Source organism: Flavobacterium limi (genome assembly GCF_010645075.1).
In the GTDB taxonomy this organism is placed as follows: Bacteria; Bacteroidota; Bacteroidia; order Flavobacteriales; family Flavobacteriaceae; genus Flavobacterium; species Flavobacterium limi.
In genome coordinates this window covers 75,795-98,181 of sequence record NZ_JAADZV010000004.1, presented here as the reverse complement: position 1 = coordinate 98,181, position 22,387 = coordinate 75,795, and the positions used below count along the sequence as shown (strand labels likewise).

The following is a 22,387-nucleotide window of genomic DNA, read 5'->3' as shown; positions in this document are numbered from 1 at the left end:
CGATGAAAAATTTAAAATACATATTGTTTTTGCTTTTGTTTCAGGCTGTAAAAGCGCAAAAAACAGAAAGTGACTGGAATACTGTTTACCAAAATCCAATTACAGAGAAAGTTTATCTTCAGCTCAATAATGTTTTATATGATCCCGGAGAAACCGTTTATTTTAAAGCATACATTGCTGAAAATGATAACAGCCCCACTACTTTGAGTGATTATCTTTATATTGATTTATTTGACGGAGCCAATAAAAAAATAACAACTCAAAATTATGTAATAGAGCAGGGAAGTATAACAGGTTCTTATAAAATTCCGGAAAATGGAGATGCAGGAATGTACAAAATAAAAGGGTATACGAGAATTCAGAATGAGACTTCGGAAAATATTTTCGAAAAAACCTTTTTTGTGCAGAAGGTCGTTTCACCCAGAATTTTAATGACACTCGATTTTAAGAAAAAAGCATATGGTAAAGGTGAAATTTGTGAAGCTGATTTTGAACTTAAAGACTTAGAAAGCCAGCCCATACGAAATTATGCTTTTAACTATGATATTTTCATTGCCGGAAAAAAGATAGATTCGCTTCACGGAAAAACCGATGAATCAGGAAAAGCAGTGGTACGATTCAGGCTCCCTGAAAACTTAAAATCTAATGACGGAATACTTAATGTAAAGCTGGATTATGATAATTTCAAAGAATCGGTAACGCGTTCAATTCCTATAAATTTAAATTTTATAGATCTGCAATTTTTACCGGAAAGCGGAAATTTTGTTTTAAACCAGGCTTCTACATTGTTTTTTATAACCAAAAACGAATTTGGCAGACCAATGGATTGTGCCGGTTTTATTGAAGATGAAAAAGGAAATAAAATCACCGGTTTTAAAAGTCTTCATAATGGAATGGGCAATGTGATTTTGAAAACCGAAGAAAACAAAAAATATTTTGCAGTGGTTACTTCGCCATTCATATCCGAAGAAAAAATAGAATTGCCATTAGCCAAAAAAAGTGTTTTTGTTATAAATGCAGTAAAAGACAAAAAAAATGTTGCTCTAAAAATTTATGCTCCGTTGGCTATTGATGCTAAAGTCTTAATTCGAAATATAGCTAAGGTTCATCAGTCAGTCAATTTAAATTTAAAGCAGGGCTGGAATTTATTAGATATTGAAACAAAAGATTTTCCTGTAGGCATTCAGTCATTTTCGCTACTGGTTGAAAATAAAATTGTAGCAGAAAGGCTTGTGTTTTTAAATTATCAGGATGGTCTCAAAATTGAAATCAGGACAGATAAACAAACTTATTTACCAAGAGAAAAAGTAAAGATTTCAATTGTTACAAAAGATAAAAATAATGCACCAATTGCATCAAATATCTCAGTTTCTGTAGTCGATTCAAAACTACTTACTTATATGGATGATAAGCAGGATAATATCTTGACATGGCTCTTTCTCGGAGCCGAGTTAAAAGGAAAAATTCATGAACCAAAATTTTATTTTGACATCAATAAAGAGCTGGAGGTAAAAGAACAGGCCATTGATTTGCTTTTAAATACACACGGCTGGAGAAAATACAATCAGGAAAATCTTGAAAAATTACTTTCTGAAAGAAAAAACTTTACACCCGAAAAAGGAAATGTAATTGAAGGCTTTGTGCAAAATAATAAACAAAAACCTGTTTCTGCAAAGGTGCTGTTTTTTACGGATAAAGGGAAAGTATATGAGACAAAAAGCAATTCAAGCGGTTATTTTATGTTCAATCGAATTCCGTTTACAGATTTGGCTTATTTGGCAGTTGAAAGTAAAAATAGCCGTCAATACACTATAACAAATTCAATTTCAAACGAAACTGCTTTTTTTATGATGAAAGATACACTTTCGAATAAAGATATTCTGGAAGTAAGTTATAATGATTTCAAGCCTAAGAAGGAGTCAGTAAATACAAAACCAATTGTAAATACGATTTTATTGGATCAGGAAAATAATTCTCTAAATGAAGTTGTGGTTGCAGGATATGCTTACCAAAGAAAATCATCATTGACAGGATCAATATCAGTTATTGCTCGTCAGGATATTTCTTCTTCGTTGAATGGCAGGGTTGCAGGTCTTCAAATTACATCTGCATCAGGTGAGCCAGGCGGAGCTAATGCTGTTAGAATTCGTGGCGCATCATCAATTTATGGAAGCAGGTCAGCAAGCCAGCCCCTGATTGTTGTAGATGGAATTCCATACGCAAACAATGAAAATTCTTCTATTTTAGGAAGATTGTCTCCTAATTCAATCGAATCAATTGTAGTATTGAAAGACGCTTCTGCCACGGCAGTGTATGGTTCGGGTGGTGCATATGGTGTTATTTTGGTGACTACAAAAAATAAATTGCTCAGTGGAAATATTATTTTAGGGAAAAAGCATCATTACACTTTTCAGAATATTTTAAAATCGGTTAAAAAAAAGCTTAATGAGGCAGATTGTTTTTATGCGCCAAAATATGCATCAACAATGGTTGAAGAAAAAAATGATTTTAGAAGTTGTATTTACTGGAATCCCGTTGTGCAGACGAATAATAAAGGTGAGGCTAATTTTGAATTTTACAATTCTGATGATAATACATCTTTCAAAATAGTGGCAGAAGGAACTTCTTATAAAGGAGATATCGGAAGAGCAGAAGCATCCTACTCTGTAAAAGAATTGATTCAGAGTGACGTAAAAGTTCCCGTTTATGCTTCACAGGAAGATATTATTCGCATACCAATTTGGTTGAAAAATAATTCTGAGAAGGATTTAAAACTAAATTGTAAAGTTGATTTTGATAATACAGCGTACAATAATCCATTTACAGAATTAAAATCAAATGAAGCCAAAACCATTTATATTTCAATAACTGCTAATAAAATTGGTAAAAAACTTCCTTTGGAAATTATACTGGAAGGAGAAAATTACAAAACCAAAATCCTAAAGTTTATAGATGTTTATGCAAAAGGTTTTCCGATGAATGTTGACATTGCCGGAACTAAATCACGTAATGCAGATTTCAGAATTACAGATGCGTTGCCTGGTTCGGTTGATGCTGGGGTTAAGCTATTATATAATCCATTTTCTTCAATTTTTGACGGACTGCAAAGTATGATGCGGGAGCCTTCAGGATGTTTTGAGCAGGTTTCATCATCAAATTATCCTAATATCATGGCAATGCAGTTATTGAAATTCAGAAATATATCACCGGAATTTAAAGAAAAAGCTTTGAAATACTTAGAAACAGGATACAATAAGTTAAGAAACTATGAATCAAAAGAAGGCGGTTACGAATGGTACGGCGGAAATCCGGGCAATGAAGCTTTAACGGCTTATGGCCTGTTACAATTTAATGAAATGAAGGAATTTATCAATATAGATAAAAACTTAATTGAAGGAAATTTAAAGTGGCTGAATTCCAGAAAAGACAATAAAGGCGGTTTTCATCAAAATCCGGCAAAATATGGCTTCTCGGGAATTAAGTATGCAGTAAATAATGCTTATATCGTATATGTTTTATCTGAAGTAGGTCAAAAAGATTTTGATAAACAGTACCAAAATGCTTTAACGGAAGCTTTAGAAAGTAAAGATTTGTACCGAATGGAGTTGATGGCTTTGACTTCTTTTAATTTAAATAAAACGCAGGAATATAAACAATTGATGAAATTAATTAAAGCTGCAATTGAGAAACAGAAAATCAAAGATTTAAAAGCGGAACAATCAATAATTAATAGTTATGGAAGGTCGATGAGTACTGAGATTGCATCACTCTATGCGCTGGCTTTACTGAAAGAAGGGCGAATTTCAAAAGAGATTTCAGACATATTAGATTACATTCAGTCATCTAAAAGTGTTTATGGGTTTGGATCAACGCAAGCTACGGCCCTTGCTTTGAAAGCGATTACAGAATATATTAAAATTGCTTTTTACACGACACCTTTAAGGGATGCAATACTGAATCTGAACAATCAGCCAATTGATGTTTCTCAAAAAGAAAAAGATGGAAATGTCATTTTGAAAAATCTCAACGTGAATGCAGGACATAATAATTTTTCTATCCAAATTCCGGATGAAGCTTCAGTACCTTATTTGTTTTATGTGCAATATCAAACATATACCCCAAATAATTCTAACAATTGTAAGTTAGCTTTAAAAACAAAGATTGCTAACAATACAGTAAAAATTAGTGAGACAGCAAGAGTTGAAATTGAAATACAAAATAAAAGTACTCAACAGCTTTCGAACCCAATTGCAAGAATAGGAATTCCGGGTGGAATGACGCCTGAACCTTGGCAATTAAAAGAACTTGTAGAGAAAAAAATAATCGATTATTATGAAATATTTGATAGTGAATTGGTATTTTATTTCAGAAAATTAGACAGCAGGGAAACCAGAAAAGTGAATATCGATTTAAAAGCAATTATTCCCGGAACTTATAAAGCAGTAGCTTCGTCTGTCTATTTGTATTATGAAAATGAACATAAAAATTGGAATCAGGGATTAGAAATGGAGGTGCTAAATTAATTAATTTTATGAGGGAAATTATTTTGAAGAGTTTTGTAGTTTTTTTTGGATTCTGTTCTGTTTTTTATGGTCAGAGTAAGAAAACCAGTTTTAATTCAGAAGAAAATGATAAATTAAATGTTGTTTTAAACGGAAAAGTAAAAACACTTAAAGTTAAAAGCGAAAATTTGATAAATAAAAGTTATGCCGACTCTATTGTTTATTTTTTTAGTAAAAAAGGAGACGCAGAAACTATTAAATATTACGGATTAGGTTTGGATGTATTTAATAAAAGACTGAGAGTAGAAGAGGTTAATTACACTTTTAAAAAGGCGAGGTTAATTTCAAAGTTAAATAAAATGGATTTTGGGATTGATGGGGATATTTATCAATATGACAGAAACTCGAATCTAATTCATCTAAAGAATTATATGAGTAATATTTTGGTCAAAGAATACTATTATAAATACGACTCTAAAAACAGGAAAATTGAGCAGACGTCTTATTCATATGGAGGATTTAGTAATTATAACGAAAAGACCCAAGAAAATAAATCTAATTTTTTATATGAAACAGAAGAATATCAGTATAACGATAATGATAAAATAGTATTGAAAAAAGTTTCGAATTTTCGAAATAATAAAACTATTAAAATCAGTAACTATCAATATGATGAAAATGGGAATTTGATCAAAGAAGGATACTGTGTAGTTTATGGCAGCGGAGATTGTGATCCTAATCCTTTATTTGGTTATGAGTATAATTTTAATAATCAGCTTATTAAAAAATATCAATTGACAAGTTTTTCGCCACACAATACAGATGAATATTTTATTTATGATAACAAAGGGAATAAAGTAGAAAGCAAAGGAATGTATGTTTACACTGATAAATTACCTTTTTGGGGTTACCATTTCATTTATGAATATGATGAATTTGGAAACAAAACAAAAGATGAAGAAATAATCGGTAAATATAGAATGTTAGGACGTGAAAGGTACAAAACGCAAATTACTCAGTATGATAAGTTTCATAATATAATTTCAGAACAATATGTAACAGAGGAAGGATCAACTATAAAAGTTATAATTAAAAAATATATTTACGATAAAAATGGAAATTGGATAAGCATGCAAAAGGTTGAGGGTAAAGACAGGAATAATTTGATATCTACTGAAATTTGTAAAAGAGAAATTATATACTACCGTTAAAAATCTTTTTCCCTATAATAATTCACCATCAAATCTACAAATTTGCTATAACCCTCCATTCCGTCTTTTTGATTGTTTGTTTTTAAGAAATTATCATAGAGAAAATGAAAGCCTTTATCGATAAAAGTGTCGTATTGTCTCCAGAAATCATGGCTTTCTTTGTAATTTTTTAAAATACCTGTATGAGTTTGTTTTTTTAATAGTTTGAAAATTTTTTCGTTTTTAACCTGCCAGATTCCTAAACAATACCGCAGGGCAAAACTATAACCTGAGTATTGGTAATATACATTTTCATTCTTAACTGATGCAAGGACACCAATAAAATTACATTCACTTTCACTTGCAAAACCGATTTGGTGAGCCATTTCATGCGCACTTGTCACAGGAAAATTATACATAGGCAATAAATCGTTTACCTGTGCTTCGTTAGTAAACGGATTAAGATATCCTCCAAAGCCCATATAGGTGAGAGGAACGCTGAATAATGATTTTTTTATACTCAGGGTTTTGTATTTAAAATAAGGATGTTCTTTGGCTAAATTGTCATAACCGTTTAAATTCATCTGAAAAACCTCTTTCTGAGAATAAGGGAAAACGACTTTTGCACTATCATTTTTGGTGATCTGAAACTGAATTTCATTTGTTTTAGAAATTAATCTTTTGGTAAAAGCTAAAAGTTCAGCATCTGTATATTCTTTTTTAATATTCATCTTTTGAAAAAGCGGCTCACGATAATAATTGAAAGCCCATAAAAAATGAAAGAAAAAGTAAAAAATAGATATTTTGCCTAAAATTGTAAGAACATGATTTTTCCAGTCAGCCTTCCATCTTTTCCTAATTTTCCAGAACCAGCTAATTATAGAAATAATTAGAATCGCATAAATGCAGTCGCCAACAGAAAACGGAATTTTTCCTAAAAGCGTTCTGGAGAAATGTGAAATTCTGATGTATAAATTGTTGCTGTAACCTCCTTCAACAAAATCCGGGAAAAAAGGAAGGATTTTTAAAAAGATAATCTGAATAAGAAGAAATAAAGGTAAAATGTATTTTGATTTCACGATGTATATTTTGGATACGTAAATATAAATACAATATTAATTAGTATCGAAAAAGAATTTAAACTTTGTAACTTTGGAGCTCTTAATTGTTAAACATCAAACAAAATATATGAGTCAGGAAATAAGAAATCTGGAACCAAAACCACTTTGGAATAAATTTGCAGATTTAAATGCCGTTCCGCGTCCGTCAAAAAAGGAAGAACGTGTAATTGAGTTTATGAAAAACTTTGGCAAGAGCTTAGGTTTAGAAACTTTTGAAGACGAAATCAGAAATGTAATCATCAGAAAACCGGCAACTCCGGGAATGGAAAATCGCAAACCAATCGTAATGCAGGGGCATCTTGATATGGTACATCAAAAAAATGCCGATACCGTTTTTGATTTTGATACTCAGGGAATCGATATGTATGTTGATGGCGATTGGGTCCGTGCGAGAGGAACTACACTTGGAGCTGACAATGGGTTAGGGGTAGCTACAATTATGGCAATTCTGGAAAGCAAAGATATTCAGCATCCAGCAATTGAAGCTTTGTTTACAATTGATGAAGAAACCGGAATGACAGGTGCTCTAAATTTAAAAGGAGGAATTTTGCAAGGTCAGATTTTGTTGAATCTGGATACTGAAGAAGACGATGAAATTGATATTGGATGTGCCGGAGGAATCGATGTAACGGCAACAAGATCTTACCACGATGAGGAAGTTCCGGAAGGTTCTGTAGGGTACACCATTACAGTAAAAGGATTAAATGGCGGACATTCAGGAATGGATATTCATAAAGGATTAGGGAATGCCAATAAAATTATGAACCGTTTGTTGTTTGATGCTTTTGAAAATTTTGGATTGCAGATTGCAGAAATTAACGGAGGAAGTTTACGAAATGCAATTCCGAGGGAAAGTGTAGCGAAAGTGATTATTTCTGAAATGTTTGATGAAGCTTACATTTTCGATATGCAGGAAATCATCAACGATATTAAGGCTGAATATAAAACGACTGAGCCAAACCTGGCTATTGAAATTGTAAAAGGGGATCTGCCTGAAAAAGTAATGGATTTAGGTGTTCAGGAAGGGATTATAAGAGCAATTTATGCAGCTCACAACGGAGTTTACAGAATGAGCGCAGACATGGCTGATTTAGTAGAAACTTCAAATAATATTGCCCGTGTTGTTGTAAAAGATGGTGAAATTTTAGTGGGATGTCTGACCCGTTCTTCTGTTGAATCATCCAAATTTGATCTGGCAAATTCATTGCGTTCTGCTTTTGAATTAGTGGGCTGTGAAGTAGAACTTTCAGGTTCTTATCCGGGATGGACACCAAACGTGAATTCTGAAATATTAGAAGTTTTAAAAGATATTTACGAAAAACAAAATGGTGAAAAACCTAAAGTGGTTGCTTGTCACGCAGGCTTGGAGTGTGGAATTTTAGGAACAAATTATCCTGATATGGATATGATTTCTTTTGGACCGACAATTCACGGAGCACATTCTCCTGATGAAAGAGCAAGTATTTCTTCAGCTCAGAAATATTGGAAATTTGTTTTGGAAATTCTTTCGAATATACCGGTTAAATAAATAAATTAGTCCTGAGTTTTTTAGTCCTTAGTGATTAGTAAATTGTGTATGAAATTGTAGTATTTGCGTTTTTAATTAACAACTAAAGCAAATGAGGTTTGTAAGCCAGAGTCGACTAATAACTAAGGACTAATAACTAATAACCTGAGGATTTTTAATTTCGTTTTAATACCTTATATTGCTCATAACAGGCACTGATGGCATCCATAATCTGTAAATCATTTGCTTCCTGAATAAAAGCTTCTGAATAGCTGCAACGCTCTAAAATTTGAGGAATTTCATCTTTGCTTATCCCTAAAAGAACAGCTACTGTTTCACGATCGTATTTTGATTCCAAAAGATTTCGGACAGTATCATCTTTCCTCATTTCTTTGAGTTTCTTAAGCTCTCTTCCGTTCTTTCCAAAGAAATTATAGAGCATGTCGGCCGGGTTAAAAATAGAACCCAAAACTTTTCCGAAAGCATTTGGAGAATATTCACCTGCTTCGTAGCCTTGTGTAAGTCCTGAAATACTGTAACGGTAGTTTTCTTTGGTTGGGATTAATTTCGAATCCACTTCAAGATAACCGGTTAAATGAAATGGAGCAATAACAACTTCTTCAAGGGCAATTGCTTTTTCTGTAAGCTGAATTCTTGTAACTTTATTTTTTACCCAGTCATTTGTTACTCTGATTCTTAGAGATTGAAAACCTAATATAGAAAAATGAAGGGTGTCATTAACCTGAACATCTATTTCAAAATACCCTTTCGCATCAGACATAGCACCACGTACTTTGTTAGTGTTAATGACATTTACATTGGGAATAGGCTCTTTACTATTGTCATTATATATGTAACCGGAAACCCTTTGAGGTATCGTAGATGTCGTTTCCTGTGACAAACCAATCGCCGACAATAGTGTAAAAAAGAAAACTGTGAAATATTTCATATACTGATTTAAAGCACTAAAAGTAGTAAATCGGGATTAAATATTTCGTAGTATCTGAATATTATTATCAGAAAATTAACAAAGACGGTGGTGGGATTCTTAGATATAAGAAAAAATCCCAAATTCCAATTATATATGGAATTTGGGATTTGTATTTTAAGATAATTAAATAATTAATCTCTTCTTGGTCTTCTTGGTCTTGGCGAATCACCAAAACTTTCTGAACGTCTTGGAGCCCTGTCTGAACTTCCTTCGCTTCTTCTGAAACCTCCTTCTCTTGGCGCAGAATTTCTTTCGCTTCTAAAACCTCCTCCAGAACCTTCGCGTCTTGGAGCTGAGCTTCTGTCGCTTCTGAATCCACCACCTGAACCTTCACGTCTTGGAGCAAAGTTTCCATCTCTTCTTCCTGAATCTCGTCTTCCTCCACGGTTGTTGTGATCTCGTCTTCCTCCACCGTCATTTTTAGAAATTTCAACATTAATACGACGTCCTTCTAACTGAACGTTGTTTAATATATCCATAACTTTATCAGTATGCTCAGGGTCTGTGTTGAAGAAAGAGAAACCTTCTTTTACATCTACCTTGAAAACATCATCGCGACCTAATTCTAATGTTTCTTTCAGGTAATCTTTAAGAGTCATCCAGTCAAAATTGTCTCTCGAACCAATGTTTACAAAATAACGAACAGCTCCGTTATTATTGAATTCTCTTGGTTCAGAATCACCTCTTTCACGTCTTTCGTTAGAAGACTGAACAGAAATATCCCTGTTCTTTTTGTAGTAAGTAATGAAACGGTTGAATTCTACTGAAACCATTTTCTTAATCAGTTCTTCTTTAGATAAATCTTCAAGAACATTGTTGATTGCCGGTAAATAGTTGTCAATTTCATGATCAACTTCAGTATCTTTAATCTTATTAGCTAGGTGTAATAACTGAATTTCGCAGATTTCGATTCCGGATGGAATTGATTTTTCTTCGAATTTTTGTTTGATGATTCTTTCGATAGAAGAAATTTTACGTAACTCACTTTTTGTAACAATAACAATAGAAGTTCCTAATTTTCCGGCTCTACCGGTACGTCCTGAACGGTGGTTGTACGTTTCAATTTCATCCGGTAACTGGTAGTTTACAACGTGCGTTACGTTATCAACATCAATTCCACGTGCAGCAACGTCAGTAGCAACAAGCATCTGGATTTGTCTTCCACGGAAAGATTTCATTACACCATCACGCTGTGCCTGAGATAAATCTCCGTGTAACGCAGCAGCACTATATCCATCTTCAATTAATTTTTCGGCAATTGCCTGAGTGTCTCTTTTTGTACGGCAGAAAACTACTGAGAAAATGTCCGGATTTGCATCAGCTAATCTTTTTAATGCTTCGTAACGATCACGTGCATTAACTAAGTAAAATTCGTGAGAAACCGTTGCTGATCCTGAGTTTTTAGTACCTACTGTGATTTCTAATGGTTCGCTCATGAATTGTTTTGCAATTCTGGCAACCTCTTGCGGCATAGTTGCAGAGAACAGCCATGTACTTTTTTCGTCCGGAGTATCTGATAAAATAGATACTATGTCCTCATAAAATCCCATGTTCAGCATTTCGTCAGCCTCATCAAGAACACAGTAATCTATACTCTTAATGTTTACTAAGCCTCTGTTGATCATGTCCTGCATTCTTCCAGGAGTAGCTACAATAATCTGAGCTCCTCTTTTAATTTCTCTGGCTTGCTCTGTAATACTAGCCCCTCCGTAAACTGCTACCACATTAATACCTTTTTCGTACTTTGAGTAGTTTTTAAGTTCGTTAGTAATCTGTAAACAAAGCTCCCTTGTTGGCGATAAAACTAATGCCTGTGTATTTCTGTTGTCAGCATCAATTTTTTGAATTAGCGGAAAACCAAAAGCTGCCGTTTTCCCTGTCCCTGTCTGAGCCAACGCAACCATATCTGTATCTTTTTCCAATAATAGGGGAATCGCTTTCTCCTGTACTTCTGACGGATTCTCAAATCCTAGATCTAAAATCGCCTTCAGTAACGATTCATTCAATCCTAATTGTTCAAATTTGTTCATATGTATTTTTAAAATAGGGTGCAAAATTACTGTTAATATTTCAGATAAACTAATCCATTTTTAAGAATTATGTATTTGTTATGATTTGATAATCAAAAAGTTATGGTTGTTGTGAAATCACTTTCATGAATAAATGAATAATTTTACGTCTGATAATATCAATTTTGCTTCTTAAAATGTTGTATTTTAAACAATTATTTGATGGAATTCAGAAAATCAATTAGTTGTCCGGTAGCTTTTGCGCGATGACTGATTTTATTCTTTATTTCTGATGCTAATTCAGCAAATGTTTCCGTATAATTTTCAGGCTGAAAAACCGGGTCGTATCCAAATCCATGGTTTCCTGTTTTGTCGAAAGTAATATTTCCTTTGACAATTCCTGTAAACAAATGTTGGGAGCCATTTAAATTTAATGCAATAACAGTCTTGAACTGTGCGCTTCTGTCTGACTCATCTTTTAAGGCCTCCAAAAGCTTATTCATATTGTCATTAGAATCTTTGTGTTCTCCTGCATACCTCGCCGAATAGACGCCCGGTTCTCCGTTTAAGGCAGTAACTTCCAGACCGGTATCATCTGCAAAGCAATCATAACCGTATTTTTTGGTAACATAATTAGCTTTTAAAACAGCATTTCCTTCAATAGTATCTGCGGTTTCAGGAATTTCTTCATGGCAGCCAATTTCTTCTAAACTTAATATTTGTATAGATCCGTTTAAAATGCTTTGGATTTCTTTGATTTTATTTTTGTTGTTGGATGCGAAAACGAGTTTCATAGGTGTGATTTTTTAAAATAATTTTTTTCAATAATAAAGGAGAAAGCAACTCCGAATGTATATGCAACAAGATCTGTCCATAAAAATCCCTGACCAAGAACATATCTTCCAAAAAGTGTTTCTCGAAGGGTAATAATCCAGTCTGCCTGATAAAGCTGTAATATTTCAATGCTGTAACAGATAAGTAAAGAAATAATTGCGACTTGAAACGGTCTATGTTTAAAAAGAAAGATTCTTATCAAAATATAAATCATAACCGCGTAAAGAAAATCTCCGAAACAAAGAGGAATAAAATTAATTTTTCGTGAAATAATTCCAAGAAAAACTACAATAATCAGGGATATGATATAATGGATTCGGGGATTTTTCAAAGGAAATGTTTGCTTGTTTTAAAGAAAATTTGGCATAAACAAAGTTACGAAGAAGTTGTAATTGATTTACTAAATCAGATAATTTTATAGATTGGAATAAATTAAATCCTATTTTTACAATAAAAAATCAACTCAATTTACAATAGAATTATGATTATAGATTCATTAGAAAATGCCGCAAAATATGAAGTTTTGCATCCATCGTTTAAAAAGGCTTTTGATTATTTGCGTGAAAATGACCTGCAAAATCTTTCAGCCGATTTTAAGTATGAAACTGAAGGAGTTAAATTTTTTGGATTTCAGGGTAAGGGAAAAACAATAGAAGAAAGCCTGACAACTTTTGAATGTCATGATAAAAATATTGATATTCAGTTTTGTATCAGTGAAACGGAAACTTTTGCATGGAAACCAAGAGCAAATTGTAAAACGCCAAACGGAGGTTATAATGAAGACAAAGATGTGCGTTTTTTTAGTGATGCACCGGATATGTTTTTTCAGCTAAAAGAAAATCAATTTGTAATTCTTTTTCCAGAGGACGTTCATGCACCAATGATAACTGATGGAGTGTTAAACAAAATTGTAATAAAAGTTGAAATTTAGAATTGCTTAAAAATCAAAGTCATGATCAAAAGAATATCCTTATTAATATTTGCTTTTTTGGTAGTAATGTTGATGGTAAGCTGTAAAAATACAAAGCAAAAGTTGCAGGAATATGTAGTAAGTTATAATGCTGAAGCTCCAAATTTTAAGAGCGATGTAGTAACACTTACTACGGCAAGAGGTTATATCAATGATAATAAAATTGAATTACGATTTGAAACAGATTTAGAACAGAATGAATCAAATAAGAAAATGTCGGAAGCAAGTTTTCCGCTTTTGCTGAAAGAAATGTTTAAGAAAAATCAAATTCCTAAAGAGTTAATTGAAGAAGGTGTCATATTTCATGTTTATTTTTTAGCTGATGACAATACAGTTTTTGTTCATGAGGTTATCAATAAAGAAGTATTAAGTAAATTTCTGTAAAGCACTGTTTTTTATAAAAGAATTTTAAAGTTTTGAAAGAGTCTCTTTAATTTTTATTATTGAGGCTTTTTTATTTTCCTTCGATGTAAAGGTTTGTTAATCTTATTCTTATATAATTTGTTGTTTGTAATTTTGTGTTTTGTTAAATTTTAATAAATATTGTTTTTGTGTTAATATTTTATTATGTTTGAGTTGAATCTAACAAAATTAACCTAAAAACCTAAAAAATTATGATTAAAATTACTCAAATCGCATTTGCTTTTGCAGTTGTATTGATGCTCGTAAGCTGTAAAAACACAAAACAAAAAATTCAGGAACATGTAACAACCTACAATACTACAAGTTCTATAAAAGGTAATAATATTACCAGTACAGCTGCAAAAGCATTTTTAGAAGATAACAAAATTGAGATTAGAATTGAAACTAATCTTGAGGAAACAGATGAAAATAAACAGACTTATAGCGAGTCATTTCCTGATTTGCTGAAAGGAATGATTGAGAATAATCAGATCTCTAAAGAATTAATTGGAGAAGGTGTTAAGTTTGATGTTTACTTTCTAGCTTATAACAATTCCATAATTGCACAAAAATTGATTGGACAGGAAGAACTGGCTGCTTTAACATCAGGTAGTTCTTCGGATAAGAAGGTGACTGCAAAACTTTGATTTAAGCATTTTGTACGACAGACAGATAAAACGAAGCCTCTTTGAACTAACAAAGAGGCTTTTGTATTTAACTCCGCCCGGTAACATTTTTTAAGTTATCCGGGAAATATAATTCTGAGAGATTGGTAAATTCATCTCCCCTCATGAAGATATTAATGTCAACATCTGCGAAAGAAGTCTTTCCGGCTGCCGCCAAAAGTTCGTTTGCGGCATGCAGTGTATTTTTATGAAAATGGTATACTCGTTCTGATTTATCGGTAACCACCAGACCTTTCATGAGCATTTTGTTTTGAGTAGCAACACCAGTAGGACATTCATTATTATGACAGCGTAATGCCTGAATACATCCCAGTGAAAACATAAAACCCCTTGCACTGTTACACATATCTGCCCCTAAAGCGACAGCGTGAAGAATTGAATACCCGGATATGATTTTTCCGCTTCCTATTATACGTATTTTATCACGGATATTTAATCCTGTCAAAGTTTGGTTCACAAAGATTAAAGCCGGTTCAAAAGGCATTCCGACACCGTCTGCAAATTCAAGTGGGGCAGCTCCGGTTCCTCCTTCGGCGCCGTCAACGGTAATAAAGTCCGGATAAATATCTTCTGCAATCATTTCGTGACAGATGGCTTCAAACTCAGCTGTGTTTCCGATACATAATTTAAATCCGATAGGCTTTCCGTTTGATAAATCACGTAATTGCTTAATAAAATGAATTAATCCTTTCGCATCAGAAAAAGCATGATGACCTGGAGGAGAAAGAATCGTTGTATGTGGTTCTACACCTCTGATCTTTGCAATCTGCACGGTGTTTTTGGCAGCGGGAAGTACACCGCCATGTCCAGGTTTTGCACCTTGCGAAAGTTTTATTTCAATCATTTTTACATTTGGAAGATTAGCTTTTTCTGAGAATTTTTCAGGACTGAAATTCCCCTCAGCATCACGACATCCAAAATATCCGGTTCCAATCTGCCAGGTAATATCACCGCCTCCTTCTAAATGATAATCCGTTAAACCTCCTTCTCCTGTATTTTGGTAGAAATTACCTTTTCTGGCACCAATGTTTATGGCACGGACTGCATTTTCGCTCAGCGAACCAAAGCTCATAGCCGAAACGTTAAATAAAGAAGCAGAATAAGGCTGTTTGCAGTCTTTTCCGCCAACCCATACACGAGGCAGTTCTTCGTTGACTTTTGCTGGGAATATCGAATGTTTAATTCCTTCGTAGTTATCCGTATTTAAATTCTGTTGTGTTCCAAAAGGGGTATTGGAATCGATGTTTTTGGCTCTTTGATAGACCAAGGAACGCTGATTTCTGGAGAATGGTTTTCCGTCTGTTGATCTTTCAATAAAATACTGCTGGATTTCAGGCGCAATCATTTCGAATAAATATCTGAAATAACCTAAAACGGGGAAGTTTCGTAAAATAGCATGTTTCTTTTGCGAAGCATTATAAGCTCCAATAATCAATAAAACAGGAATAATAAAAACGAGTAAATAACCTCGTCCGGTATAATAATAAATTGCGGCAACAATTATAAACAATAAGAATCCGTAAATGAAGAATTTTTTTCTCATGTTTTTTGAATTAGAATAGGTAATAAATGTAATTTTAGTTGAATCTTAGCCTGACATACACATGCTTAATGCCTTTTTTGTCTGAGTCTCTTTCGTCTATTTCGAGAATATCGGTTAATGATTTTAGCATAGGGGTAAGTTTGGAAAAACCGTAATTTCGAGGGTCGAATTCAGGTTTTTTCTTCACAATCAGGTTTCCGACATCACCTAAAAAAGCCCAGCCATCATCATCTTCAATATCTTCGATTGTGGCTTCTATTAAATCAATGGTTGATGGGTCTATTTTATGTAATGCTTTTGCTGCTGGTTTTTCAACAGGTTTTTTTGAATCAGCTGTTGTGGCTGGTTTTGGTTTTTTCTTCTGAATTGCGCCATCTAAGACTTCAATATAGATAAAGCGGTCACAGGCAACGATAAAGGAATTCGGCGTTTTCTTTTCTCCAATGCCAATTACTTTCATGCCCGATTCACGAAGCCGTACTGCAAGACGTGTAAAATCACTGTCGCTTGAAACAATACAAAATCCGTCTAATTTTCCCGAATACAGTAAATCCATCGCATCAATGATGAGAGCTGAATCTGAAGAGTTTTTTCCAACCGTGTAGCTATATTGCTGGATAGGGGTAATGGCATGTTCCAGCAATACTCCTTTCCATCCGTTAGAATTTGGTTTGGTCCAGTCGGCATAGATTCTTTTTGTAGTTGGAGTTCCAAGTTTTGCGATTTCTTCCATCATCCCTTTTACATTGCTGTAAGGAACGTTGTCAGCGTCTATAAGAACAGCCAGTTTTAAATCTTTTGAGTTGCTCAGAGCCATTGTTTAGATATTATAACATTAATTACATTCAAAGTTAAAATTAAAATTGGTTTTTATTAGAATTTAAAGCTGAATAAGTGCCGGCAGGAGCAATAATTATTTTGGTTATAAATAAATTTTGCTTGATTAAAAATTAATTAAAGATAAATTTGTCTTTTATTAAAAACCTCGTTACCTTTGTATAGAAATTAAATCATCAAAGTATGTTTTCAAAAGCATGTGAATACGGAATCAGGGCTTCTATTTTTATTGCGACCAATTCTTCTAAAGGGATTAGGGTTGGAATTAAAGATGTTGCGAAAGAAATTGATTCTCCGGAACCTTTTACAGCGAAAATTATGCAGATTCTCACTAAAAACGGAATCATTCATTCGGCAAAAGGAGTAGGAGGCGGTTTTGAAGTTTCTGATGAAGCTGTAAAATCCATCAAGCTGATTCAGATTGTAGATGCCATTGACGGCGATAAAATTTACAGAGGATGTGGAATTGGATTAAAAGAATGTTCTGAAGATCATCCGTGTCCGGTACACCATGAATTTAAAAAAATAAGAGGGCTCCTTTTAGAAATGCTTGCCAAAACCACTTTAGAACAGCTGGCTTCAGGTGTAAAATCCGGTGATTTCTTTTTAAAAACACTGAATATTAACGATTAACATTTAATAAATATTTTAATAATGAATACTAAAACCAAACTTTCACTATTGATTCTAATGGGATTTTTAACAATAACTTCTTGTGGAAAAAAAGAAACTGTTCCGGCAGAAGAATCAACAGAAGTAACGGAAACATCAGCAGAGGGAGTACAGCCTGCAGTAACTGAAGAAAATGTTTTGATTATCGAAGGAAACGACCAGATGCAGTTTAACACAAATGAATTGAAAGCTGTTGCCGGAAAACCAATTAAGCTGACTCTAAAACATGTTGGTAAAATTCCGAAAGAATCGATGGGGCACAATCTGGTGGTTCTTCAGGAAGGAACAGATCAGTCAGCCTTTGCTTTAAAAGCTAATGAAGCCCAGGCAACAGATTATATACCGGAATCTGAAAAAGCTTCGATTATTGCTCATACCAAATTATTAGGAGGCGGTGAAGAAGATACAATAGAATTTACAATTGATAAAAAAGGATCTTATCCATTTATCTGCTCTTTCCCAGGTCACGTAGCCATGATGAAAGGCGTATTACTTGTTGAGTAAATAACAAAGACTCCGGATACTTTAAATAGATTTTGGAGTTTTTTTAAAAACTAATAAAAGATAAAAAAGTCTTTTATTGAATACAAAAAAGATGAAAAGAGAAAAAAAATTATGGCTGGTTTTTGCATTGGTAATGAGTATATCTTTTGCCGTGCTGGGTTATTACGGTTACGAGATTTATCAGCAGGCGCCGCCCGTTCCAAAAGAGATTGTAACGGATTCCGGAAAAGTTGTTTTCAGTGAAAGCGAAATTAAAGACGGACAAAATATCTGGCAGAGTATAGGTGGTCAGGAAGTAGGGTCTGTCTGGGGACATGGGGCCTATGTGGCTCCTGACTGGACCGCAGACTGGCTGCATAGAGAAGCCGTTTTTATATTAGATATTTATGCTCAGAAAGATTTCAATAAAAAGTATGAGGAATTAGATTCTGAGAAACAATCGGCTTTAAAGATTCGTCTTCAGAAAGATTTGAGAACCAATCGTTACAATGCAGATACCGGAATTCTTACGATTTCCGAAAACCGTTTGGCAGCAATTGAAAGCTTAAGCGAATACTATAAAGGTCTTTTTACAAATGACCCGAAATTTGATAAACTAAGAGGCGACTATGCGATTCCTAAAAACTCTATTACAGATGTAGAGAGAATGCATAAAATGAATGCCTTTTTCTTCTGGGCTACCTGGGCAACTGTTACCAATCGCCCTGATGGAAATATCTCATACACACATAACTGGCCTTCTGATGAATTGGTTGGAAATACAGCCACAACAGAACTTTTGGCCTGGTCCGGAGTAAGTATCATTTTACTGATTTTAAGTGTGGGAATACTGGTTTTCTATCACGCAAAATCAGGTGAAGAAGAAGAATTTCCGCTTCCCAAAGAAGACCCGCTTATTAAGCAAGGCAAAACAAAATCGATGGGATTAGTTACCAAATATTTCTGGATTGTGAGTCTGCTTATGGTTTTGCAAATGGTTTTTGGAATTATCACAGCACATTATGGTGTTGAAGGAAATGGTTTGTACGGAATTCCCATTGATCAGATTTTACCATATGCTGTAACAAGAACCTGGCATACACAACTGGCAATTTTCTGGATTGCAACGGCATGGCTGGCAACTGGTTTGTATATTGCTCCGGCGGTTTCCGGTAAAGATCCTAAATTTCAGTGTTTTGGAATCAATTTCTTGTTCATTGCTTTGTTGATCATTGTTTTAGGTTCGATGGCCGGACAATGGTTTGGGGTAATGCAAAAACTGAATTTAGTTCAAAACTTCTGGTTTGGGCACCAGGGTTACGAATATGTTGATTTAGGCCGTTTCTGGCAGATTTTCCTTTTAGTAGGATTGTTTTTATGGTTAGCACTGATGATTCGTCCTTTAATTCCGGTTTTAAAACAAAAAACAGAAGAGAAAAACTTAATCATATTGTTCTTAGTTTCCTGTACCGCAATTGCGATGTTCTACGGAGCGGGATTAATGTGGGGAAGACAAACCAATTTAGCAATCGCCGAATACTGGAGATGGTGGGTCGTTCACCTTTGGGTTGAAGGTTTCTTCGAAGTGTTTGCAACAGTTGTAATTGCGTTCTTATTTGTTCGTTTGGGATTATTAAAAACCAAAACAGCGACTTTAAATGTGCTTTTTGCTACCATTATTTTTATGTCCGGAGGTATTTTAGGAACATTCCACCACTTGTATTTCTCCGGAACACCAACAGCAATTATGGCTTTAGGAGCAACATTCAGCGCATTAGAAGTTGTGCCTTTAACTTTAATCGGGTTTGAAGCTTATCAAAACTATAAAATCTCAAAAGCAACACCATGGATTGCCGATTACAAATGGCCGATTTACTTTATGATTTCTGTAGCATTTTGGAATTTCCTAGGAGCCGGAATCTTCGGATTCATTATTAATCCGCCAATTGCGCTTTATTATGTGCAAGGATTAAATACAACGCCTTTACACGGACATACTGCTTTATTTGGAGTTTACGGAATGTTGGGAATTGGTTTGGTCTTATTTGTATTAAGGAGTTTGTACCGAAATGTACGCTGGAACACCAGACTTCTAAGCATTACTTTCTGGTCTTTAAATATCGGTTTATTCCTGATGGCAATTCTGAGTATGCTTCCAATTGGTGTCTGGCAGGCAATTGAAAGTATTAATCACGGAATGTGGTACGCCCGTTCATCAGAATTGATGCAGCAACCCGCAATGATTACTTTGAAATGGCTCCGTGCTATTGGAGATTCAATTTTCGGAATCGGATTTATTACAATGGCCTGGTTTGTCTTTGAACTGACATTAAAAAACAAAAAATAATATAAAATTAATTATCATGGAAAATTTAAAAAACAAAACAATAGGATCATTTGTAGCTGAGGATTTTAGAACAGCCGCAGTTTTTTCAAAATATAAAATTGATTTTTGCTGTAAAGGAAACCGAACAGTAACTGAAGTCTGCGAAAAACAAAATATTGATGCTGATACTTTATTGGAAAACGTTTATGAAGTTTTAAAATCAGGAAGCAGCGAAAGTATCGATTTTAATTCATGGCCTTTAGACTTACTGGCAGATTATATTGAGAAAACCCATCATCGTTATGTCGAAGAAAAGACAAATGTACTGCTTCCGTTTTTAGATAAATTATGCAAAGTTCACGGGGCACATCATCCCGAATTATTTAGAATTAATGAATTGTTTACTGGCTGTGCGGGTGAATTATCTCAGCACATGAAAAAAGAAGAATTGGTTTTGTTCCCTTTTATAAAACGAATGGTCAAAACCAAAGAATCTGACGGGATCTTATCTCAGCCATCTTTTGGAACCGTTTTAAATCCGATTGCGATGATGATGGATGAGCACGATAATGAAGGAGAGCGTTTTAGGGAAATTGCAGCTTTAACAGATCATTATACTCCGCCGGCAGATGCCTGTACGACTTACAAAGTTACTTTTGCAATGCTGAAGGAATTCGAAGAAGATTTGCACAAACACATTCATTTGGAAAACAATATTTTATTTCCAAAAGCTTTGATTTTAGAAAAAGAATTTGTTGAAGTAGAATAAAGGTTAATTTTAATAGTTCGAAAAGCACCGATAAAATATCGAAACATGATAATTATCGGTGTTTTTTTATATCAGGAAAACTTAATTTTAACGAATAACTATTTAAACCATATAAGAAATATAAGTTCATTTAAGCCAAACTTATAATTTTTAATATGAACTTAGTATGGTTATAAAACTTAATATTATGAATTCACAAAAAGTCTGGATACTCTGCTGTTTTTTTAATTTTCTGATTGCCTGCGTTTTCGGATTATTGATGAGATTTATGTATATTTTTCCTTTAGATTTTCTAAACTATAGTTTTCTGCTTCATGCGCATTCGCATGTTGCTATGCTGGGCTGGATTTATATGATTGTTTATGTTTTGGTGGTTCATTTTTTTATTCCAAAAGAAAAAAGCCAGAAACCTATTTACAACCGTTTATTCTGGCTGACTGAATTTTCAGTAATCGGAATGATGATTGCTTTTCCTATTCAGGGATATGCTTTGTTTTCGATTGTTTTTTCGACACTGCATATTTTACTGAGTTATGTTTTTTGCCGTTTGGTATGGAAAGACAGTTTAAGAGATAAATCTCCGTCGCAAAGACTTTTATTGGCTTCAGTATTATTTATGGCTTTGTCGACTTTAGGGGTTTGGTGTCTTGGACCGGCTGTAAGTACACTAGGAAAACAAAGTGCTTTTTATCAGATTGCGATTCAGTTTTTTCTTCATTTTCAGTTTAATGGATGGTTTATTTTGGCAATTTTAGCTTTGTTTTTAAAACAATTTCAGAATAAAATTGATGAGGTACAATTTAATAAGTTTTACTTTTTGATGATTATTTCTATTGTATTGACAGCTTGTTTTCCTGTTCGATGGTTCATAGAAAATAACATTTTGAGTTATATCAACGGCTTAGGAGTTTTAATTCAGCTGGGAGCTTTTATTTATTTTTATAAAATGCTGAGACCTCAAATTCATCATTTTAAAAACACTTTAGATAAAACCACAAAAATAGTTTATGCTTTAGCCCTGTGGTCTTTATTTCTTAAAGTCGGAATTCAGTTATTGACTATTTTTCCTAATCTGGCTGAAGTTTCACATCAGATCAGGAATTTTGTAATTGGATTTATTCATTTGACGACATTAGGAATCATAACCGGATTTTTGTTTGGAATTCTGCTTCACAATAAAATGCTTTCTGCTGGTTGTTCAATATTAAAAACAGGAATGAAATGCTTTATTTCAGGATATATTGCAACAGAAGTTTTGTTGTTTCTTCAGGGCTGGTTATTCTTTTTTGAAGGAGGAACAATTTCAGGTTATTACCAAAGTATTTTGATGTTTAGTATTCTTCTGGTTCTTGGGCTGGCTTTAATTATGGTATCCATTTTAAATAAAAAACAATTGTGATTTGGAGCTGTATTTGGGAGCGGTAGTGTTTATTATTGTAATTGTATATTCCTTTTTTATGAATTATTTCAGGGTTAGTCTTGTTAAATGGATTTTCCTGAGTATTTTTCAATAAAAATAAATGACTCTCTGAATTTTAGAATAAT

General features: G+C 33.7%; 18 protein-coding genes. 11 read left to right on the top strand and 7 right to left on the bottom strand.

The window, feature by feature from the left end:
• Positions 1-2 precede the first annotated feature (2 nt).
• Together GXM16_RS09850 and GXM16_RS09845 are read left to right on the top strand one after the other, a co-directional pair.
• Entirely contained in the window at positions 3-4,523 is a 4,521-nt protein-coding gene (locus tag GXM16_RS09850; RefSeq protein WP_163394209.1) for a TonB-dependent receptor plug domain-containing protein, read from the top strand.
• A gap of 8 nt (positions 4,524-4,531) precedes the next feature.
• Positions 4,532-5,713 (top strand): hypothetical protein, encoded by a 1,182-nt coding sequence (locus GXM16_RS09845; RefSeq protein WP_163394208.1) that lies wholly within the window; start codon positions 4,532-4,534, stop codon positions 5,711-5,713.
• On the opposite strand, the gene GXM16_RS09840 is transcribed toward GXM16_RS09845, so the two are convergent.
• Entirely contained in the window at positions 5,710-6,771 is a 1,062-nt protein-coding gene (locus GXM16_RS09840; RefSeq protein ID WP_163394207.1) for a DUF3810 domain-containing protein, read from the bottom strand. The two genes, GXM16_RS09845 and GXM16_RS09840, sit on opposite strands and share 4 nt — an antisense overlap.
• Before the next feature lie 109 nt (positions 6,772-6,880).
• Between GXM16_RS09840 and GXM16_RS09835 the strand changes: the two genes are divergently transcribed.
• Positions 6,881-8,341 (top strand): aminoacyl-histidine dipeptidase, encoded by a 1,461-nt coding sequence (locus GXM16_RS09835; RefSeq protein ID WP_163394206.1) that lies wholly within the window; start codon positions 6,881-6,883, stop codon positions 8,339-8,341.
• 154 nt (positions 8,342-8,495) lie between these two features.
• On the opposite strand, the gene GXM16_RS09830 is transcribed toward GXM16_RS09835, so the two are convergent.
• The 4 genes from GXM16_RS09830 to GXM16_RS09815 form a co-directional block, all read right to left on the bottom strand.
• A complete protein-coding gene (locus GXM16_RS09830) occupies positions 8,496-9,269 on the bottom strand; it encodes a carboxypeptidase-like regulatory domain-containing protein (protein ID WP_163394205.1) in 774 nt (257 codons plus the stop codon).
• Positions 9,270-9,442: 173 nt separating this feature from the next.
• A complete protein-coding gene (locus GXM16_RS09825; RefSeq protein WP_163394204.1) occupies positions 9,443-11,341 on the bottom strand; it encodes a DEAD/DEAH box helicase in 1,899 nt (632 codons plus the stop codon).
• 194 nt (positions 11,342-11,535) lie between these two features.
• Complete coding sequence (locus tag GXM16_RS09820; RefSeq protein WP_163394203.1) at positions 11,536-12,114, bottom strand: non-canonical purine NTP diphosphatase; 579 nt, start codon at positions 12,112-12,114, stop codon at positions 11,536-11,538.
• On the bottom strand, positions 12,111-12,368 hold the full coding sequence (locus tag GXM16_RS09815; RefSeq protein WP_229684333.1) for a ribosomal maturation YjgA family protein: 258 nt from the start codon (positions 12,366-12,368) through the stop codon (positions 12,111-12,113). The genes GXM16_RS09820 and GXM16_RS09815 overlap by 4 nt, the downstream gene beginning before the upstream one ends.
• 267 nt (positions 12,369-12,635) lie before the next feature.
• On the opposite strand from GXM16_RS09815, the gene GXM16_RS09810 reads away from it, so the two are divergent.
• From GXM16_RS09810 to GXM16_RS09800, 3 genes are all read left to right on the top strand, one after another.
• Complete coding sequence (locus tag GXM16_RS09810) at positions 12,636-13,085, top strand: NanQ anomerase/TabA/YiaL family protein (RefSeq protein ID WP_163394201.1); 450 nt, start codon at positions 12,636-12,638, stop codon at positions 13,083-13,085.
• Positions 13,086-13,106: 21 nt separating this feature from the next.
• On the top strand, positions 13,107-13,508 hold the full coding sequence (locus tag GXM16_RS09805; RefSeq protein WP_163394200.1) for a hypothetical protein: 402 nt from the start codon (positions 13,107-13,109) through the stop codon (positions 13,506-13,508).
• Between the two features lie 230 nt (positions 13,509-13,738).
• Positions 13,739-14,173: a hypothetical protein gene (locus tag GXM16_RS09800; protein ID WP_163394199.1), complete on the top strand. Its 435-nt coding sequence runs from the start codon at positions 13,739-13,741 to the stop codon at positions 14,171-14,173.
• 67 nt (positions 14,174-14,240) lie between these two features.
• Here GXM16_RS09800 and GXM16_RS09795 read toward each other — a convergent pair whose 3' ends face one another.
• A complete protein-coding gene (locus GXM16_RS09795; protein WP_163394198.1) occupies positions 14,241-15,755 on the bottom strand; it encodes an FMN-binding glutamate synthase family protein in 1,515 nt (504 codons plus the stop codon).
• A gap of 34 nt (positions 15,756-15,789) precedes the next feature.
• Positions 15,790-16,572, bottom strand: a complete 783-nt coding sequence (locus GXM16_RS09790) for an NYN domain-containing protein (protein WP_163394197.1) — start codon at positions 16,570-16,572, stop codon at positions 15,790-15,792.
• Positions 16,573-16,775: 203 nt separating this feature from the next.
• On the opposite strand from GXM16_RS09790, the gene GXM16_RS09785 reads away from it, so the two are divergent.
• From GXM16_RS09785 to GXM16_RS09765, 5 genes are all read left to right on the top strand, one after another.
• Entirely contained in the window at positions 16,776-17,225 is a 450-nt protein-coding gene (locus GXM16_RS09785; RefSeq protein ID WP_163394196.1) for an RrF2 family transcriptional regulator, read from the top strand.
• Between the two features lie 21 nt (positions 17,226-17,246).
• Positions 17,247-17,768, top strand: a complete 522-nt coding sequence (azu, locus tag GXM16_RS09780) for an azurin (protein WP_163394195.1) — start codon at positions 17,247-17,249, stop codon at positions 17,766-17,768.
• 91 nt (positions 17,769-17,859) lie between these two features.
• Positions 17,860-20,094 carry a nitric-oxide reductase large subunit gene (locus tag GXM16_RS09775; protein WP_163394194.1) on the top strand — a complete coding sequence of 745 codons (2,235 nt, stop codon included), beginning with the start codon at positions 17,860-17,862 and terminating at the stop codon, positions 20,092-20,094.
• A 16-nt stretch (positions 20,095-20,110) separates the two neighbouring features.
• Complete coding sequence (gene ric, locus GXM16_RS09770) at positions 20,111-20,842, top strand: iron-sulfur cluster repair di-iron protein (protein ID WP_163394193.1); 732 nt, start codon at positions 20,111-20,113, stop codon at positions 20,840-20,842.
• 187 nt (positions 20,843-21,029) lie between these two features.
• Entirely contained in the window at positions 21,030-22,241 is a 1,212-nt protein-coding gene (locus GXM16_RS09765; protein ID WP_163394192.1) for a hypothetical protein, read from the top strand.
• The last annotated feature ends 146 nt before the right edge of the window (positions 22,242-22,387 follow it).

Excerpts from the sequence above, each read along its gene's own strand:
- GXM16_RS09850 (WP_163394209.1), top strand. The coding sequence starts at position 3 with ATGAAAAATTTAAAATACATATTGTTTTTGCTTTTGTTTCAGGCTGTA.
- GXM16_RS09845 (WP_163394208.1), top strand. The coding sequence starts at position 4,532 with ATGAGGGAAATTATTTTGAAGAGTTTTGTAGTTTTTTTTGGATTCTGT.
- GXM16_RS09835 (WP_163394206.1), top strand. The coding sequence starts at position 6,881 with ATGAGTCAGGAAATAAGAAATCTGGAACCAAAACCACTTTGGAATAAA.
- GXM16_RS09830 (WP_163394205.1), bottom strand. The coding sequence starts at position 9,269 with ATGAAATATTTCACAGTTTTCTTTTTTACACTATTGTCGGCGATTGGT.
- GXM16_RS09825 (WP_163394204.1), bottom strand. The coding sequence starts at position 11,341 with ATGAACAAATTTGAACAATTAGGATTGAATGAATCGTTACTGAAGGCG.
- GXM16_RS09820 (WP_163394203.1), bottom strand. The coding sequence starts at position 12,114 with ATGAAACTCGTTTTCGCATCCAACAACAAAAATAAAATCAAAGAAATC.
- GXM16_RS09815 (WP_229684333.1), bottom strand. The coding sequence starts at position 12,368 with ATGATTTATATTTTGATAAGAATCTTTCTTTTTAAACATAGACCGTTT.
- GXM16_RS09810 (WP_163394201.1), top strand. The coding sequence starts at position 12,636 with ATGATTATAGATTCATTAGAAAATGCCGCAAAATATGAAGTTTTGCAT.
- GXM16_RS09805 (WP_163394200.1), top strand. The coding sequence starts at position 13,107 with ATGATCAAAAGAATATCCTTATTAATATTTGCTTTTTTGGTAGTAATG.
- GXM16_RS09800 (WP_163394199.1), top strand. The coding sequence starts at position 13,739 with ATGATTAAAATTACTCAAATCGCATTTGCTTTTGCAGTTGTATTGATG.
- GXM16_RS09795 (WP_163394198.1), bottom strand. The coding sequence starts at position 15,755 with ATGAGAAAAAAATTCTTCATTTACGGATTCTTATTGTTTATAATTGTT.
- GXM16_RS09790 (WP_163394197.1), bottom strand. The coding sequence starts at position 16,572 with ATGGCTCTGAGCAACTCAAAAGATTTAAAACTGGCTGTTCTTATAGAC.
- GXM16_RS09785 (WP_163394196.1), top strand. The coding sequence starts at position 16,776 with ATGTTTTCAAAAGCATGTGAATACGGAATCAGGGCTTCTATTTTTATT.
- azu (WP_163394195.1), top strand. The coding sequence starts at position 17,247 with ATGAATACTAAAACCAAACTTTCACTATTGATTCTAATGGGATTTTTA.
- GXM16_RS09775 (WP_163394194.1), top strand. The coding sequence starts at position 17,860 with ATGAAAAGAGAAAAAAAATTATGGCTGGTTTTTGCATTGGTAATGAGT.
- ric (WP_163394193.1), top strand. The coding sequence starts at position 20,111 with ATGGAAAATTTAAAAAACAAAACAATAGGATCATTTGTAGCTGAGGAT.
- GXM16_RS09765 (WP_163394192.1), top strand. The coding sequence starts at position 21,030 with ATGAATTCACAAAAAGTCTGGATACTCTGCTGTTTTTTTAATTTTCTG.